General features: G+C 56.3%; 10 protein-coding genes and 1 pseudogene. 3 read left to right on the top strand and 8 right to left on the bottom strand.

Features of this window, described 5'->3' with window-relative positions:
- Positions 1-3: 3 nt before the first annotated feature.
- Positions 4-657 (bottom strand): ANTAR domain-containing response regulator, encoded by a 654-nt coding sequence (locus GGQ73_RS00600; RefSeq protein WP_183893127.1) that lies wholly within the window; start codon positions 655-657, stop codon positions 4-6.
- Positions 654-1,811 carry a transporter substrate-binding domain-containing protein gene (locus GGQ73_RS00595; protein WP_183893125.1) on the bottom strand — a complete coding sequence of 386 codons (1,158 nt, stop codon included), beginning with the start codon at positions 1,809-1,811 and terminating at the stop codon, positions 654-656. Before GGQ73_RS00595 ends, GGQ73_RS00600 begins: the two co-directional genes overlap by 4 nt.
- A gap of 261 nt (positions 1,812-2,072) precedes the next feature.
- On the opposite strand from GGQ73_RS00595, the gene GGQ73_RS00590 reads away from it, so the two are divergent.
- Positions 2,073-2,834: an SDR family NAD(P)-dependent oxidoreductase gene (locus GGQ73_RS00590; protein WP_183893123.1), complete on the top strand. Its 762-nt coding sequence runs from the start codon at positions 2,073-2,075 to the stop codon at positions 2,832-2,834.
- Positions 2,835-3,221: 387 nt separating this feature from the next.
- Here the strand turns inward: GGQ73_RS00590 and melA (GGQ73_RS00585) are convergent, their stop codons facing one another.
- From melA (GGQ73_RS00585) to melA (GGQ73_RS00560), 6 genes are all read right to left on the bottom strand, one after another.
- Positions 3,222-4,601 carry an alpha-glucosidase/alpha-galactosidase gene (melA, locus tag GGQ73_RS00585; protein ID WP_183893121.1) on the bottom strand — a complete coding sequence of 460 codons (1,380 nt, stop codon included), beginning with the start codon at positions 4,599-4,601 and terminating at the stop codon, positions 3,222-3,224.
- Positions 4,602-4,620: 19 nt separating this feature from the next.
- Positions 4,621-6,288 (bottom strand): ABC transporter ATP-binding protein, encoded by a 1,668-nt coding sequence (locus tag GGQ73_RS00580; protein WP_183893119.1) that lies wholly within the window; start codon positions 6,286-6,288, stop codon positions 4,621-4,623.
- Positions 6,289-6,300: 12 nt separating this feature from the next.
- Positions 6,301-7,389 carry an ABC transporter permease gene (locus tag GGQ73_RS00575; RefSeq protein WP_234910853.1) on the bottom strand — a complete coding sequence of 363 codons (1,089 nt, stop codon included), beginning with the start codon at positions 7,387-7,389 and terminating at the stop codon, positions 6,301-6,303.
- A gap of 43 nt (positions 7,390-7,432) precedes the next feature.
- Complete coding sequence (locus GGQ73_RS00570) at positions 7,433-8,440, bottom strand: ABC transporter permease (RefSeq protein ID WP_174155327.1); 1,008 nt, start codon at positions 8,438-8,440, stop codon at positions 7,433-7,435.
- A 108-nt stretch (positions 8,441-8,548) separates the two neighbouring features.
- On the bottom strand, positions 8,549-10,636 hold the full coding sequence (locus GGQ73_RS00565) for an ABC transporter substrate-binding protein (protein ID WP_183893117.1): 2,088 nt from the start codon (positions 10,634-10,636) through the stop codon (positions 8,549-8,551).
- Positions 10,637-10,737: 101 nt separating this feature from the next.
- On the bottom strand, positions 10,738-12,204 hold the full coding sequence (melA, locus tag GGQ73_RS00560) for an alpha-glucosidase/alpha-galactosidase (RefSeq protein WP_174155331.1): 1,467 nt from the start codon (positions 12,202-12,204) through the stop codon (positions 10,738-10,740).
- A 187-nt stretch (positions 12,205-12,391) separates the two neighbouring features.
- Here melA (GGQ73_RS00560) and GGQ73_RS00555 point away from each other — a divergent pair, with 187 nt between their 5' ends.
- Together GGQ73_RS00555 and GGQ73_RS00550 are read left to right on the top strand one after the other, a co-directional pair.
- A complete protein-coding gene (locus GGQ73_RS00555; protein WP_183893116.1) occupies positions 12,392-13,279 on the top strand; it encodes an AraC family transcriptional regulator in 888 nt (295 codons plus the stop codon).
- Between the two features lie 88 nt (positions 13,280-13,367).
- A pseudogene (locus GGQ73_RS00550) lies at positions 13,368-13,528 on the top strand (IS21 family transposase); the annotation flags it as partial.
- Positions 13,529-13,542 lie beyond the last annotated feature (14 nt).

The raw sequence follows: 13,542 nt of genomic DNA, 5'->3' as shown, positions 1-13,542 counted from the left end.
TGGCTACTCGGCGACGGCCTGCTTCTTGTCAGGTTCCGTCTCGTCAGTGGTTTTCATCGTGCTTCGTTGAACGACGCTTTCACAGTAGGCTTCCAGGCTGAGACGTGCGCGCATGCTTTCCCTGCGCAGCATGGCGAACGCTCCCTCATCGTCGAGGGAATGGGATTTCATGACCAGTGTCACCGCCTTGATGACGTGGCGGCGATAGCGGCGACGGTTTTCGAGCTCCTGGATCGATGACCGCAGGCCCGCCTTCTGCTCGAACGTGTTGATCGCGAGATAAAGAGCGGAAAAGATCGAACCGCTATGAACGGGCTTTGAAAGAAACGCGGTGGCGCCGAGCTGCATCAATGTGCGAAGTCGGCTTGGCGCTTCGATACCGACCAGACCGACCACAGGAATGTTTCTGAGCTCCTCAGCGCCGCCATGGGTCGTATCAGGGAAAAGGTTCAGGTCGCCATCAAAGAAAAGTACGTCACGCTGCGTCTCGGCTGTTTCAAGGACAAGACGGAATTCGTCATTGCCCGGCGAAAGCTGTTCCAGAGACATGCCAAGCCGTGTCACCATGGCAGTAATGGTATCGACGGCACGCATGTCGTTGCTGAGGACGAGCGCCCGACGTTGCCGAAAATTCTGAACGTAACGGTTTGACCTCATGACACGATCCTTAACGCTGGACGACGGGACGGCGCTTCACGGATAGCGGTGGAATGAATCAGATACGGGTCCGGCGCTATGGGGCTAGCCGCATCGAACAGAACATCGAAATGACCATCGCGGCGCGACAGCCCGATCCTGGGTGTTAGATATGTATGGAACGTACCGGGATCGATCGTCACGTCGCCCTGCGGGGCATTCAAATGCTGGCGGGCAGCACAGGTCTTGACGGCACGCATATTGTCGGTGCCGGCATCGCGCAGGGACTGGGCAAGCAGGAACATCGCCACGTAAGCGGCCTCCGCTTCGGCTGACGGCGCCTTCTCTTCCGGGAATGCGGCACAGTAATCACTGACAAACTGGCGATTTCTAACCGTGTCGATCGAGGCGAAATAGACGCTGGAGCTCAAGTGTCCATCGATAGCGCCTGGGCCGATCCGGTCAAGTTCCGGCTCCGACAGGTTGCAGCTTGCGACAGGATAGCGTTTTGCCTGATCGATGCCCCGTGCTTCACACGCGGCCCGAAAGGCGCGGAAGAACGTATAGGCGGATTCACCAATGAGAGAGTTGAAGACCACGTCCGGATCGGCGTCCAATATGGATTGGACGAGGAAATCGACATCTGTTTCGCCAACGGCCAGATAACGTTCGCCGACAACGGACCCTTGCCGCAGGGCAAGCTCCTCGCGCAGGACGCGATTGCTTTCCCACGCCCAGATATAGTTGGAGCCGACGCAGAAAATCCGGCGCCCGACATGACGCGTGACATAATCCACCAGTGGCAGCATGTGATGATTGGGTGATGCGCCGGTATAGATGACGTTGGCAGAACTTTCAAAGCCCTCATAGTGGGTGGGGTACCACAAAAGCGCGTCGCGTTTTTCAAAGACGGGAATGACTTCCTTACGGCTGGATGACGTGTAGCAACCCACCACGTTCTTGACCCCGTTGGCGATCATCGCCTCGGCGGCTGGCGCATAGGCCAGAGCATCGCCGCCTGGATCGCAAGCTATTGGCAGGAGTGTGACGCCAAATTCGCTATTGCTGTTGATCTGGTCGCAGGCGAGCATGGCGCCGTTTCGCATAGATCTGGCAACGGTTCCGTAAGAGCCGGTCACAGAGAACAATATTCCAACTGGAAATGCGTTGATCATGTCGAGGCAGCCAAAAGTTGAAACCTGATAGCAAAAGCTACTGGCGGCGACGTTGCCCGAATGAAAAACTGACAATAATGGCGCTTATTTGAGCATCTTTGCTCGCAGCCTCGAAATTAAGCTGACCTTTTGTTTCCCAATTGTCAAGTCACTGATTTCAACTTTTTTCGATGCGCTATTTTCCCTTGACGCCCTGTCCCGCCGGGTTGGATCCTATGCGCGTACAGGCGCTACGACGGCGACCTCGACGTGGAGATGACAATGGATCTGGGTTTGAAGGGCCTGCGGGCTGTGGTGACAGGCGGGACGCGCGGCATCGGCTTGAAGATTGCCGAAACGCTTTCGGCAGAGGGCGTAAGTGTCGCGATTTGTAGCCGGAATGCACAGGAGGCAACGTCGGTTGCCGCAGCCTTGGCCAATCCCGGCATCTCTACTTTGGGTAGAGCTGTCGATGTCGCGAATGGTGCCGCCCTCTCCGCCTGGGTGGACGAGGCCGCGACCGAATTCGGGGGCATCGACATCGTTGTTGCTAATGTCAGCGCACTCGCGGTCGGAAATGACGAGGCGAGTTGGCAACAGGGGTTTGACGTCGATATGATGGGGACGGTCCGGCTCGTCAATGCGGCAATGCCGCATCTGGAAAAAAGCAAGTGTGCATCGATTGTTGCGATCGCGTCGGTGTCCGCTAGGGAGATCGATTTTGCCGCCGGTCCGTATGGCGCATTCAAGGCGGCGTTGACACATTATACCCAGGGTCTGGCATATGCGCTTGCACCCAAAAATATCCGCGCCAATACCGTGTCTCCGGGCAATACCTATTTCCCCGGTGGCGTTTGGGAGAGCATCGAGAAAAACAATCCAGAGCTGTTTTCGGCATCGCTTGCCTTGAATCCAACCGGCCGTATGGCAACTCCGCAGGAGATTGCAAACGCAGTCGTCTTTCTCGCAAGCCCCGCCGCAAGTTTCATCTATGGAACCAACCTGGTGGTCGACGGTGCGCTAACCCGCGGCGTACAGCTTTGATTGTCTCAGCCGAGGACGGGTGCAACTGATCAATTGTGGAAAACGTCTATCTGGTGAACAGCACATCCCAGGCCTTATACCAACCGTCTTGATCAGAGCGTTTCCTTGTTAAATGGAAACGCTCTAACCTCATCAAGCAATTGAAGGTGCGCCTTACGTCCGCTTCGCCGCATCGTGAGAACCTCCAACGTATCTTCAAGCTCCAATCCCACTGTCCAGAGCGTGCATCAAATCCATCGATTGTCGGACAAATGCAAACGTCAACGACATGAGACACCCCAAAGTCGTGTCGTTAAAAGTCGCGTAAACGGCTCTGCGCGACAATATTTTTGAACAGGTCACAACAAATACCAATCACGGCCTTGAATGCGTCGCCTTCCAAAAACATCAATAAGACATTGATTTCGCTTGCTTCGGCTCAAACTGGCTCCACTCTGGCAACCAGTCCCGATGGGCAACAAGCAAGTCGTTAACAAGTGACCAAATCTGGTCAAGGTCGAGTTCTGCCGCCGTGTGGGGGTCCAGCATCGCTGCATGGAAAATGTGATCCCTGTTTTCCGTCATCAGCGCAGCCACCGTCAACTCCTGAACATTGATGTTCGTGCGCATCAGCGCAGTAAGCTGGGGCGGTAGATCCCCGATAAAGGTTGGCTGAACGCCATTGTGATCGACAAGGCACGGCACCTCTGCGGCACAATTGGCCGGCAGTGACGTGATGCAGCCATTGTTGCGCAGGTTGCCATAAATAACCGAAGGCTCACCCGTCCAGACGGAGTTGATGATGGAGGATGCATACTCCTTGGACTGCTGAACCTCGATCTTTTCTGCGGAACGATAGGCCGCCGCCTGCCCCTTCCAGCGCTCGATCTGTTCGATGCAGCGCTTGGGATATTCATCCAGCGGAATACCGAATTTCTCGATAAGGTCTTCGCGACCCTCCTTGATGAAATAGGGCGTGTATTCCGCAAAATGCTCTGAGCTTTCCGTGACGAAATAGCCGAGACGGGTCAGCATTTCATAACGGACCTTGTTCGTGCAGCGCGGGTTCCAGCCGGGTTTGGGCGCACGGCCCTCCCGGTATGCCCGCAAAAGATCAGGGTAGAGATTGCGATAGCTGCCATCCGGTTGACGATGTTCGAATTCCAGAAAGAACGCCATGTGGTTGATACCGGCGGAACGATAGCGGATTTCCTCGTAGGGAATATCGAGATCTTCAGCCAGCTCCATGGCCGTGCCCTGCACAGAGTGGCAAAGCCCCACCTGCCGGATCGTCGGGTATTTCTCGGCAATCGCCCACGTGTTGATGGCCATTGGGTTGACGTATTGCAGCATGATCGCATTCGGGCAGACGTCGAGAATATCGTCGCAGATTTTCCACAGATGCGGCACGGTGCGCAGCCCGCGCATGATGCCGCCGACACCCAGAGTATCGGCAATCGTCTGGCGCAGCCCGTATTTTTTGGGCACTTCGAAGTCCGTGACAGTGCAGGGCTCATAACCGCCAATCTGGAAGGCGACCACGACAAAATCGGCACCCGTCAGGGCCCGGCGCTGATCCGCATGGGTTTCGACGGTCGCTTTTACACCCAGCGTGGAAATCAGCTTGTTGACGACGATTGCGCTTTCCTCAAGCCGCTGCGGATTGATGTCCATCAGCGCAATCGTCGCGCCGGAGAGGGCGGGACGTTGCAGCACGTCGCCTATGATGTTTTTCATGAACACCGTCGATCCGGCGCCGATGAAGGTGATCCTTGGATTTCTTGCCATGTTTGTCTCCGATAGCAGGTCAGGCGATTTCAAATGCGGCTTTCACAAGCCGTTGGGTGTAGGCAGTCTGTGGATTGGCAAGCACGTCTTCCACGCCGCCCTCCTCCACAATGCGACCGCTCTGCATGACGATGACGCGGTGGCAGAGCGCGCGCACCACCTTCAGGTCATGAGAGATAAACAGGTAGCTCAGCCCCCTCTCATCCTGCAGCTTGCGCAAAAGCGCGATGATCTGGGACTGTACCGAAAGGTCGAGTGCAGACGTCGGCTCATCCAGCAGAATGAATTCCGGCTCCAACGCGACGGCACGGGCAATCGCGATGCGCTGGCGCTGGCCTCCGGAGAATTCATGCGGAAACCGCGAGAGAATATTGGTGGGCATGCCTGAGGCCGCCAGCGCATCGCACACCCGCTCCAGCCGCTCCGACCTGCTTGCGCCGAGCCCATTGACCACAAGCCCTTCCTCTATGATCTGGCCGATGGTCATGCGGGGGTTGAGCGATGAGAAAGGGTCTTGAAACACCACCTGCATCCGCGACCGCAAAGGGCGCATTTGCGCGCGAGACTTGTCGTGGATCGGCTCGTTATCGAACAGAATGCGGCCGCCTTCCGGTTCATTCAGGCGCAGCAAAGATTGTCCAAACGTTGTCTTTCCAGACCCCGATTCACCAACGAGGCCGAGCGTTTCATGTCTGCGAAGCGTCAGTCCCAGACTATCGACCGCGATCAGTTCCTTGAGTTGCGGCTTGAACAGACCGCCATGGCGCAACATGAAAGACACCCGCACATCGCTGGCTTCCAGCAAAGTCGTTGAACCAGAAGGTAGAGGCTTGGCCTGCCCTTGCGGTTCGGAATCAAGAAGCGTTTTGGTGTAGGGATGGCGCGGATTTGCAAAGATTTCTTCGGTCGCGTTGTGCTCGCGCACCTCGCCATGCTGCATGACATAAACATAATCGGAAAACTTCCGCACGATGGTCAGATCATGCGTGATGAGAACCACGGCCATGCCTCGGGCCTGTTGCAACTCCCTGATGAGGTTGAGGATTTGCGCCTGAACAGTCACATCAAGGGCGGTTGTCGGCTCGTCGGCAATCAGTACGTCGGGGTCATTCGATAGAGCCATTGCAATCATCACGCGCTGGCGCTGCCCGCCGGAGAGCTGGTGCGGATATTGTTTCAGCCGCGCTTCCGGGTCAGGAATATGGACTTGCTGCAGCAGTTCCAGCGCGCGCGCCTCGGCCTGCTTGCGGCTCATCCGGTTGTGAACGCGAATGGCCTCAACAATCTGGCTACCGATTGTGTAGATCGGGTTCAGTGAACTCATCGGCTCCTGAAAGATCATCGCCAGGCGGTTGCCACGCATTGCCCGGCGGGCGCGCTCCGGCAATTGCAGGATGTTCTTTCCTTCATAGGATACCGAGGCCGTTTTCGACACGATGGCGCGTTTGGACAATAGCCCCATAATGGTTCGCGCCGTTACGGATTTGCCGGAACCGGATTCACCGACAATCGCAATGGTCTCGCCGCGATAAAGCTGGAACGACACGCCTTTCACCGCATTGACGGTGCCATGTTCCACCTTGAAGTTCACAGCGATATTGCGCGCATCAATGATCGGCGCATCCTGACGTGATGCGTGGTCGAAGCGGAAATCAGGGGCAAAAGATGCCGGTGAGGAAGCAACCATTTCACTCTCCTCTCAGTAGGGATCGACAGCATCGCGCAGGCCATCGCCCAGCGCGTTGAAGGCAAAAACAGTGACCAGAACAAAACCGACCGGAGCCAGAATCCACGGATAGGAACCGATGACAGAGTAGGTGGCCGTATCCTGCAACATCAGCCCCCACGAGATCAGCGGAGGTTTGACGGCGAAGCCCAGAAAGCCGAGGAAGGATTCCAAAAGCACGACACTTGGAATGTGCAGCGTGACGGCAACGATCACATGGCTCATCACATTGGGCAGGATGTGCTGGAAAATGATGCGCCTGTCGGTCGCACCAATCGCCATGGCGGCCCGCACATAGTCGATACGCGCCAGCGCCAGCGTTTTGCCACGCACTTCACGCGACATCTGCGCCCAGCCCAGAGCCGACATGACGACCACAACGAAGGTGAGAAACACGTTGGTGGGTGCCGTTACCGGAATAAGCGATGTCAGCGCCAGATAAAGCGGCAGTTGCGGAAAAGCGAGAACGATTTCCACGAACCGCTGTACCCACGCATCGACAGCGCCCCCAAAGTAACCAGAAATCAAGCCAACGCTGGTGCCGATCACCGTCACGATGAAGACCACGCTCAGCGCGATGGACAAGGAAATACGCGACCCGTGAATGGCACGCGACAACACATCGCGACCGAACTTGTCGGTTCCCAGAAAATGTACCGCCTCACCATCCAAGGATCCAAAAAAATGCGTATCCATGGGGATCAGGCCGAAAAGCCTGTAGGGCGCGCCCTCGACGAAAAAGCCGAGATAGTGGGGATTATCGTAGTTCGGCCCGACGATGGGCTGGAATGTTATCGGGTCAAGTTCCTCGGTTTCCGCCATGCCGTAAACGCGCGGCCAAACGCTCAAACCGCCATCTTTTTCCCGAAAACTTATCGTCTGCGGCGGTGTGAAACTCGCGCCGGTTTCCGTAGGGTCCATGGGTGCAAAAAAGTCGGCGAAAAGGGCGATGACGATGAGGAGGACGACCAGAACAAGACCGACCATGCCGGTAAAAGAGCGCCGCAGACGACGCCAGACCAGCGCCATGTAGCCTTCATTGGCGCGCTGCTCGGCCACCATCACTGCCGGTTCCTGTTGCGCTGACGAATGAACAGCAACCATCTCACGCCCTCCCTAATTCGCGCACACGCGGATCGAGCATGGCCAGCAATATGTCTGCGATAATGTTGCCGATAATCAGCGTTCCGGCGAGAACCATCATGAAGGTGGCGGTCACGTAGACATCGCCTACGGCCATTGATCCGACAATGGCGGGACCAACGGTCGGAAGCGCGAATATGATGGCCGTTTCGATTTCGCCGGTCAGCATGTAGGGCAGAACGACGCCCTGATACATGACCAAAGGATGCAGCGCATTCGGCACGGCGTGGCGCATGATGACAGCGCCCTCCGAAAGCCCCTTGGCACGGGCGGTTTCGACATATTGCGCATTCAGCGTATCCAGCAGATTGCCGCGCATGACGCGCATATTGTAAGCCAGCCCGCCAAAGGTGGCGATGGCGACCACCGGCCAGACATGGCTGACGAGATCGACAAATTTCGCCCAGGACCATGGCGCACCGCCATATTGCGGAGAAAAGAAGCTGCCGATTTCGGCGACATTGAAGTGAAACACCATCAGGTAGACCATGATCAGCGCCATCAGGAAGCGCGGTATCGTCATGCCCAGAAATGCGATGGTCGAGAGAAGATTATCGACCCAGGAATATTGCCGTGTCGCGGCCCATATGCCGAAGGTAATGCCGAGAATGGACGCAAACAGGTGGCAGACCAGCGCCAGAAGCAGGGTGCGCGGCAGGCGCTCTCCGACCACGTCCGCAACCGGCTTGTTATAATAGAAGCTGTAGCCAAAATCGCCGCGGGTCACGATACCACTGACCCAGTTGACATATTGCACGACCATCGGCTTATCCAGACCGTGTTCGATGCGGTACGCCTGTGCCTGCGCTTGCGCCTGCTCGAAAGAAGCGCCGCCCTGATTCATAAGCTGTGAGCGAATATAATCCGCATAATCACCCGGTGGCGCCTGAATGATGGCAAAGGTTACGACGCTGAGGATCAGCATAACCGGCACTGCGGAGCCGAGGCGTACGAAAAAGAACCTGAGCATGACGAAATGTCTCCCTGCATTGCGGCCCGGCTTGTGACCGGTGCCGCCTTTATCCCCCGGTCCGGCCGCGCTTCACGCGCGACCGGTCATGGTGTCTCCGGGAGGGAGCTAGTTGATCGGTCCGGCATCACCCGGCTTGCCGGGCAGCTGCTGCGGGAAGAGCTCGTATTTGCCCTGACGGTCGGCGGCGACCCAAAGGCGCTCACGCATGATCGCATCTTCCGCCCAGTTGAACATGAAGATCGGCGTTCCCTGCGGCACGTTGGCGAAGCGCTTGTTGACGATCAGTGCACCGGGATATTCTGTCAGACCAATCGTGTAGAGGTTTTGCGTGTAGACCTTCTGATACTGTTTCATCAGTTCGGCCCGCTCCGCATTATCCTGTGATGCGATAAAGCGGTTGACGAGATCGACCATCTCTTTTTCGAACGGCATCAGGTCCACCTGCTTGCCTTCAGGCGCGCGGTGGTTCCAGCTGGTGCGCGGGCCGACAGGTGCAAGCTGCTCGGTGTTCTGCACCACGGAGGCAAGCTCTGTGGTGTTCCGGCGCACAAGCCAGTCGAACCGTCCACCATAATGTGCGTCGTCGCGCTGGTTGCCGTCGAGGGAGTTCAACACCACCCGCAGACCCAGCTTCGCCATCTGGCCAACCAGACCTTCCGCAAGGCTCTTGTCTGTCGTGTAGGTATTATTCACAAGCAGAACGATCTCGACGTTCTTGCCGCCTGCGGTGCCCGCCGGGAAGTTCACAAAGCCATCACCGTCCGTGTCCTTCAGGCCCACCTTAGCAAGAGACGCTTTTGCTCCTTCCAGATCATAGGGATAATAGACCGTCGAGTTGCGGTCATAAAAACTCGTGCCGGAAGAAATACCGCCGGGATAGATCGCCGTAAACGGGCCCTTGACCAGCGAGTCGCCGACCGCCTTGCGATCGATGGCAGATGTCACGGCCTCGCGGAAGTCCTGATTGCGGTTCAACTCGCGGATGGCCTGCTCACGCTCATCGGGCGCGCCCCAGCCATTGCCAGAGAAATTCATTTGAAGATTGTAACCGATCAAACGTGGACCGAATGCAAGGCGGGCCGGTGCCTTTTCGTCGGCGGCACGTTTGAGCGAAGCCACGAAGTTTTCCGGCTGCTCCAGATTGGAGAAATCGCCTGATCCGGCCACAGCCTGTACATCGCGGTCAGCCCACGTCGAAAGCTTGTAATGAACCTCGTTGAGATAAGGCAATTGCTGTCCCTTCTCATCGACCTTCCAGTAATAGGGGTTGCGGCGCAGGACGATAAGGTCATCGGGACGGTATTCAACCGGCGCCCACGCGCCCATAACCGGCATATTCATATATTCCGGCGGGAAGGCGTTCTTGAATTGGTTGTAGGTGTTCTTGGAGTATTTAGGATGCTGAGGCTTCAGGATATGCGCTGGTCCCGGGCAGAAGTTCGGATAGGCCATCGTGTAGAGATATTGCTTGGGAAATGCGCTTTTGAACGTCCATTCAACGGTGTAATCATCGATCTTGGCAAGCGTGGTTCCCTCTCCGAATGCTTCTGGTGAAGCACCACCGCCAAGCGGTGAGACGTTCGGATCGACAACCCCGTCTTCCCAGTAAAACATGATGTCTTCGGCAGTGAACGGAACGCCATCCGACCATTTCGCACCTTTGACGAGGTGCATCGTCAGCTTGTGGCCATCCTGCGACCAGTCCCAGCTTTTGGCGAGGTTGGGCAATGGCTCCGTATCCTTGGCTTCCACCTGAAATAGCGGCGCCGTGCGTGTGAGGCATTCGGACAGTGCGATATCAATGCCACCCCAACCCTGCGTCTGGCCAGCCATATAGTTCCAGCCCTCTGGCCGTCCACCGATGACGTGACGGATGGTATCGCCATAAACGCCGACACCGTCCGGCATATTCCCGGTCTTATAGACCAGCGGCTCTTCCGGCAGACGCTCCTTGAGTGGCGGCAGTTTGCCAGTCTTTTCAAACTTTTCCGAAACCCAGTCGGGCTCGCTGTAATTCGGCAGCGCCTTGAACTCCAGAATGGAATCGCGCTCCACATATTTTATCTTGCCTTCCGCAGGAAATTTGGCTGGTTCAGGTGGCGCGGATGTCTGGAAGGCATGGGCATTCATCGCGATCAGCGAAACGCCGAAACCAAGGCATGCACTCAAGAAAATCTTGCGTTTATGTTGCATCGTCATATCCTCCCAATGGCGCGACCAACACGCCCCTCCTTGATGGTTCTCGGAAACCGACTGCACCGACGCCTCCTCGCGCCGATGCGACCGTCAGTCAGTTAGACCGCCTGTTTCAATGTCGCTTTTTCGGCCCGCAATTCTTCAATCGATCTGACATTGCGACGCGCAGCACCTGCCCAATCGCGTGTCTTTACGGTGGATCTGGACAGACGATCCGTCGCAGCTGGAACGGCATGTGCGTATTGCGGCAACCAGCGGGCCTGCGCGACAACCATTTCATCCACCATCTGCCAGACCTCTTCCGGTGTCGATACAGCACCCACCAGCGGATCGTGCAGAACGGCAAGCTTCAGAAGATCGATGTCGCCGGTCACTGCCGCATGCACAGACATGCGCTGGACATTTATGGATGCCATGCAGGTTGCGGCACAAGCTTCCGGTATCGTGATGCCCGAAACCATATTGATGCCGAAACGATCCACGAAACCGGGCGATTCGATGATGGCATCCTGCGGCAGGTTGGTGATGACGCCGTTATTCCTGACATTAAAGTGGCCTCGATACACACGGCCTGTTTCCAGTGCTTCCAGGATGTGGCTCGCATGTTCGTTAGACCGCTTGGCCGGATCGACGGGCTTTGACGCAGACTCCAGAAACTGCGGAAACTCCGTTTCGAACCAGTTTCGGGTTTCCGTGGAATAGCGCAGGTAACCGCCGGTTTCGCCGTGGATCCAGTCGGACATGTCGATCCAGCGAGTGATTTCATCTGGCCGCTTGCGATACCATGGTAGATATTCTGACAGATGCCCGTTGCTTTCCGTCGAATAAACGCCAAAGCGTTTCAGCACATCGATGCGCAGCTTTTCCTGTTGCGAAAAAACCGGATGCGCTTCGAACGCTGCGATCAGTTCATCCTTACCAATCTTGCGGCCATTCAACTTCAGATCCACGAACCACGTCTGGTGGTTGATTCCGGAGCAGATGTAATCCAGTTCCGAAACAGACTTGGCACCCAGCACTTCGGCAATCTGTTCCGCGCCATGCTGAACACCGTGGCAAAGTCCCACCGTGTCGACCTTGCCGTATTCGATGGCCGCCCATGTGTTCATGGCCATGGGGTTGGCATAGTTCAGGAACTTGGCACCCGGCGCTGCGACTTCACGGATATCCTTGCAGAAATCCAGAATGACGGGAATGTTACGCTGCCCGTACAAGATACCGCCTGCGCAAATCGTATCGCCAACGCATTGGTCGATGCCGTATTTCAGCGGAATGCGGATATCGTCGGCATAGGCTTCAAGCCCACCGACCCGAACGCAACTGATGATATATTTCGCGCCCTCCAGCGCAATGCGGCGGTCTGTGGTGGCAGTGATCCTGACGGGAAAGTGGTTGGCTTCAACGATACGATCGAGGATCGCTTTGATCATCTCGAGATTATGCTCACTGAGATCCGTCAGCGCGACTTCCATATCGCGAAATTCCGGTACGCACAAAAGGTCGGTGAACAGTTTTTTTGTGAAGCCGACACTTCCTGCGCCAATGATAGCGATTTTGAAACTCATGTTGGCACCTTCGTTTGCGAAATGAATGCGAAAGACAGGCAGGCAACTGGTTCACGGGGCAAAGGCTTTAAAATCAGACAATAGCCGAAAAATATGGTTTCTCCTCCCATATCCTCCCCTTGAACGTCTCCTCGAAGCGGGATTATGATGATAATACCCGCAAGGGCCAGAGAAGGATTATGCTTTTATGGGTAATTTTGTGCTGCAGGATTTGATCGATCAGGGGCCATCCATGCGGACCGTGTCGCTACCGCGTGGCAGGCAAACGTTGCACACAATGCCCACCAGCAGCGGTTACGAAATTCGACATGGTAGCGGGTACGACTGGGATGGACGAAAGCGTGGACAGACGCCATTTACGGTGCTGCAGTACTGCATCAGCGGCCAGGGAAACCTGCGATACGAGAACAAAACCCATCGCATAGGGCCGGGCGAAACCCTGCTGCTGCTCGTTCCGCATAATCATCGCTACTGGCTGGAGGAAAACGGCCGTTGGGAATTCTTCTGGATATCCATGAATGGAGAAGAGGCGCTGCGCATTCAACAGGCCATTCTGTCTGTGACCGGGCCTGTCATAAGGCTCAAGCCGGATACCATCAATCAGCTTGCCCATTGCTGCTCACGGCTCGTCAACGGTGCTGAAACCCCGGGCGCTGCCTCCGCTGTTGCCTATGAGGCGGCAATGGTGCTGTACGATGATGTGTTCGGCTCGCATCCCTCTTTCGGCGGAGAATACCGCACCATGCAGCAAGTTTTGAGTTACATTGACAGCCATCTGGACCAGAGCCTGTCGGTCAACGACCTCGCCGCCGTTGCGGGCCTCAGCCGCGCGCATTTTTCCCGCATCTTCGCCGCCAATGAGGGCTTGCCACCTGCCGAATTCGTTCTGCAGAGACGATTGCGCCGCGCAGCAAAGCTTCTGACAACAGCGCCGAACTTGCCTATCAAGGAGGTGTCCGTGCGGTGCGGTTTCGATGACCCGAATTACTTTTCGAAAGTCTTTCGACGACTCTATAGCATCAATCCCAGCGAATTTCGCAGCACCGGCATGTATGCGAGCGTGCGACCGCATTGATCATAAATGTAAGCGCGCGAGTTGGGCAAGACTTTAGCACAAAGGCTTTCCGTTGCACACGATGCCTTTTCAAAGCTGGAACTCTCAGGTGAATGCGGCACATGTCCGGCTCTGCCACAGCCGCATGATGTTCGCACGAGCCTATATGCGCGAAAGCCAGGAATGGTGTTCGATGCGCACCACAAGGCCTTCGACTTCTTGCGTGGCAGTTGCACGCGTGGCATCTACGACAATAGGAAGACTGCATTATGCATCGAACAATA

It is taken from the genome of Rhizobium skierniewicense (assembly GCF_014196515.1).
In the GTDB taxonomy this organism is placed as follows: domain Bacteria; phylum Pseudomonadota; class Alphaproteobacteria; order Rhizobiales; family Rhizobiaceae; genus Agrobacterium; species Agrobacterium skierniewicense.
Note: the sequence above shows the minus strand (reverse complement) of the source record. Positions and strands in the feature narration are given on the sequence as shown.

What these genes read in the sequence shown, in the direction of transcription:
- GGQ73_RS00600 (WP_183893127.1), bottom strand. Translation starts at nt 657, where the DNA reads ATGAGGTCAAACCGTTACGTTCAGAATTTTCGGCAACGTCGGGCGCTC.
- GGQ73_RS00595 (WP_183893125.1), bottom strand. Translation starts at nt 1,811, where the DNA reads ATGATCAACGCATTTCCAGTTGGAATATTGTTCTCTGTGACCGGCTCT.
- GGQ73_RS00590 (WP_183893123.1), top strand. Translation starts at nt 2,073, where the DNA reads ATGGATCTGGGTTTGAAGGGCCTGCGGGCTGTGGTGACAGGCGGGACG.
- melA (WP_183893121.1), bottom strand. Translation starts at nt 4,601, where the DNA reads ATGGCAAGAAATCCAAGGATCACCTTCATCGGCGCCGGATCGACGGTG.
- GGQ73_RS00580 (WP_183893119.1), bottom strand. Translation starts at nt 6,288, where the DNA reads ATGGTTGCTTCCTCACCGGCATCTTTTGCCCCTGATTTCCGCTTCGAC.
- GGQ73_RS00575 (WP_234910853.1), bottom strand. Translation starts at nt 7,389, where the DNA reads ATGGTGGCCGAGCAGCGCGCCAATGAAGGCTACATGGCGCTGGTCTGG.
- GGQ73_RS00570 (WP_174155327.1), bottom strand. Translation starts at nt 8,440, where the DNA reads ATGCTCAGGTTCTTTTTCGTACGCCTCGGCTCCGCAGTGCCGGTTATG.
- GGQ73_RS00565 (WP_183893117.1), bottom strand. Translation starts at nt 10,636, where the DNA reads ATGCAACATAAACGCAAGATTTTCTTGAGTGCATGCCTTGGTTTCGGC.
- melA (WP_174155331.1), bottom strand. Translation starts at nt 12,204, where the DNA reads ATGAGTTTCAAAATCGCTATCATTGGCGCAGGAAGTGTCGGCTTCACA.
- GGQ73_RS00555 (WP_183893116.1), top strand. Translation starts at nt 12,392, where the DNA reads ATGGGTAATTTTGTGCTGCAGGATTTGATCGATCAGGGGCCATCCATG.